Annotated in this window: 4 protein-coding genes; 2 read left to right on the forward strand and 2 right to left on the reverse strand. The window is 34.6% G+C overall.

The window, feature by feature from the left end; all coding sequences use genetic code 11:
* Positions 1–45: 45 nt before the first annotated feature.
* The gene (locus BW716_RS34715) at positions 46–396 is read right to left on the reverse strand and encodes a hypothetical protein (protein WP_083730627.1); all 351 of its coding nucleotides are present in this window, start codon (positions 394–396) and stop codon (positions 46–48) included.
* A 1-nt stretch (position 397) separates the two neighbouring features.
* A complete protein-coding gene (locus tag BW716_RS34720; protein ID WP_083730628.1) occupies positions 398–850 on the reverse strand; it encodes a hypothetical protein in 453 nt (150 codons plus the stop codon).
* A 482-nt stretch (positions 851–1,332) separates the two neighbouring features.
* Here BW716_RS34720 and BW716_RS34725 point away from each other — a divergent pair, with 482 nt between their 5' ends.
* Together BW716_RS34725 and BW716_RS37340 are read left to right on the forward strand one after the other, a co-directional pair.
* Complete coding sequence (locus tag BW716_RS34725) at positions 1,333–2,268, forward strand: YhcG family protein (protein ID WP_255373921.1); 936 nt, start codon at positions 1,333–1,335, stop codon at positions 2,266–2,268.
* Between the two features lie 453 nt (positions 2,269–2,721).
* Positions 2,722–2,871 carry a hypothetical protein gene (locus BW716_RS37340; RefSeq protein WP_179091415.1) on the forward strand — a complete coding sequence of 50 codons (150 nt, stop codon included), beginning with the start codon at positions 2,722–2,724 and terminating at the stop codon, positions 2,869–2,871.
* Positions 2,872–3,053 lie beyond the last annotated feature (182 nt).

A 3,053-nucleotide genomic window follows, 5' to 3' on the forward strand; every position in this document is an offset into this window, starting at 1 on the left:
GGACTTTTTCAGTGCCCTCTGTTATTACCCCCCTTTTGTACTTAATTATTTATTTTTCTTTGTCATAATACTATCTACATATTGCCTGGTCAACAGACATCTATTATTCCTGTACCACTTTTCCCAGTACCTGATAGCTATATTGTAGTATTTCTTTTTCCTGAATCCCACAGTGCTACTATAGTCGGCATTGGACCAGTATCCGGTCACTCTGCTTATATAAGAGAGCGATTTTCTATAATCGGATACGTAGGTAGTCTCATGTCTGTATTGACCTTTGATGACATTTAAATGTTGTCTGAATTCCTGACAAGTTTTATCATCAATAGTTTGACAGGTATGCCGATTACATGAAATTAAACCTACTATTAATGTGATATAAATTACAATTTTCATATTATTCAGGTATGACTTTTTTATTGATTTGCATGTCTTTTGATTCAACAGAAATTCTTTCTTCAAGAATTGTATTGTCTTTTTGCCTGTAATACTTATAATAATAAGGATTGTTATGAAGGAAATCAACTCTATTACCCTCCGAAATCTGTTCTTTTTCTCTTAATCTGGTATTTCCATTTACCTGGTTTTCTGCATTGATACCTGCTTGATGATCGTCATTAAAGCGTGCATCTTTAGTAGCTTTGTCATTAGGATCAACACCGGATTTTTGTAACTCAAACTGTTCAACTAATTCATGAATTAATACTCCTTCCGCTGTTCCTCCGGTTGTTGGTTCTGCATCGCTAATAGAGTTATGTTTTTGTATATCATCAAGGTCAATAGCACCTTGTTGATATGATCCAATATCTATTTTGGCAGAATTCTTATATGCCCAGACTGTTTTTTTCATTATACATGCTAATGGTATACGGAATGGGTCTGGGATGGTATATGATGTCATCAGAGAACCAAGAGTTTACGAATAAGGGTATATCCTTTTGATGCTCATGACAATATAACAGGAGAAGATACAGGGAAACCCGGGTTATAGGTTGGGTTTGATAGTAAAAGTAGTTATAGTTGTTGATAAATATTACAACACGTATGTTGTATAGTTGAATGATTGACGGTCTTACAGTACCCTATTAGAAATTAAATCCCTTAGTAGAATCGGAAGGACAGTGTTATTACTTAACTGGTCATTATCGTTTTGATATTCAATATTTTATGACTTTAATGATTTTTTTTGACTTGATAGTTGTCAATAATTAAAATAATTTTGCTGGACATTAAACCAATATTGGGCTAAGCGGTCGGGCTAAAATTTTGTAATAGATGAGTCATGTTATTGATAAATTCAATTCCTCTTTGTAAGATTCCATTGCTAAGGTAATAGCCCATGCAAGGAAAACAGTTTATAGGAGTACCAATACGATATTGTTAAAAACGTATTGGGAAATAGGTAAGCTCATTATTGAGGATGAGCAAAATGGTAAGAATAGGGCGGCATATGGGCGAGCAGTTCTGAAAAGCCTTGCTACTAAACTTACCTTAGAGTTTGGAAAAGGTTTTGATGAGAGTAACTTAAGGAATATGCGGAATTTTTTTCTGGCATTTCAGATTTGGGACGCGGTGCGTCCTGAATTGAGTTGGACTCATTATCGAATCATAAGTAGGATTGATAATCAGTCTCTTAGGGTACTGCTGGTTGGTCACGCTATTGACGGAAATTGGAATAGCCGTACATTACAACGTAACGTTGATAGTCAATATTTAGGAAGAATGCTTAAACTTCCTGAAGATGAATCGAAGGAGGCTGCTCATTTTATTAAAGACCCATACCTTTTTGAGTTTTTAGGTTTACCGCTGGATAAGGAACAAACGGAAACTAAAATAGAATCTGCACTAATAAATCATCTGCAACAATTTTTAATGGAGTTAGGAAAGGGGTTTGCATTTGTGGCCCGCCAACAGCATATCGTTACTGATACTTCTGATTTTTACATTGATCTGGTTTTTTATAATTATTATTTGAAGTGTTTCGTATTACTCGAGTTAAAAACACATAAACTTACTCATGAAGCCATTGGCCAGATGGATATGTACGTAAGAATGTATGATGATTTGAAGAAGAGCGATGATGATAACCCTACGATTGGTATTATTTTGTGTACAGAAAAGGATGAGACTATCGTAAAATATTCTGTATTGGCAGAAAATCAAAAGTTGTTTGCTAGCAAATATCGATTATCTCTTCCTGACGAAAATGAACTAAAGCAATTGATTGAAGAAGATAGGATAAGATATGAGCTTGATAGTAAATTATAGTGAAGTTGGGCCGATATAATATTTCAAATCATTTGTCAATCTCTAAATTTCCTGGCCGAATCTACGGGCAGCTTACATAGCAGGTAGTTGTATGGCCTTGTAAAAGTAATTTACTCAGAGGATTATCAATAATAGACGGAGGTGTTTAGAAGCTCTTTCACCTCTTATTTTCATTAAACCGAAATGAAGTTTAGTGATTTCGAACTAACAGAATCCTTTACCAGTTTGAATTCTAATTCTTTGGGGCAAAAAGAGAAAATTGGATAAAACTACAAGATCCGCTCATAGAGCGGGTCTTGTAGTTTTGCGGCCCCAGGTATCGGAACCTCGAACCAGATTATGCAGGATTGGATGGATTTAGGTAGTGTTTAGGGCCCAATGAGCGAATATAGTATGCTAAAAGTTCGAGGTTGGTATAGTTGCCATATTTGTAGCGCGATATAATTTAATACGATGTATGAACTTCAAAATATCAAAAAAGCTGATCAAATTATTTCAGAGATTCAAGAGGTAATTAGCAATTGGAAGGAATACGCCGAACAACAAGGAGTTAAAGAGGAATTAAAATTGGCAATCGCTAAAACACTTTTAACCTCTATTTAAGCTGGACGTTGTATGTAAATAAAAGAGATTATTGAGATTCCTTAATTATCTTGATTTGATCAGATTCGAATAAATGAAGTTGTTTACACTTTTTGAAGGAAAAAAAGGAAGTCCCAGGAATTAAGGATTTTTGTTTTAGCAAATAAAAACGAATAATTCTGGGACTCATAGACGAAGATAAG

Origin of the sequence: [Flexibacter] sp. ATCC 35208, from assembly GCF_001975825.1 — a bacterium.
GTDB lineage: Bacteria > Bacteroidota > Bacteroidia > Chitinophagales > Chitinophagaceae > Chitinophaga.

What these genes read in the sequence shown, in the direction of transcription:
- BW716_RS34715 (WP_083730627.1), bottom strand. Translation starts at nt 396, where the DNA reads ATGAAAATTGTAATTTATATCACATTAATAGTAGGTTTAATTTCATGT.
- BW716_RS34720 (WP_083730628.1), bottom strand. Translation starts at nt 850, where the DNA reads ATGAAAAAAACAGTCTGGGCATATAAGAATTCTGCCAAAATAGATATT.
- BW716_RS37340 (WP_179091415.1), top strand. Translation starts at nt 2,722, where the DNA reads ATGTATGAACTTCAAAATATCAAAAAAGCTGATCAAATTATTTCAGAG.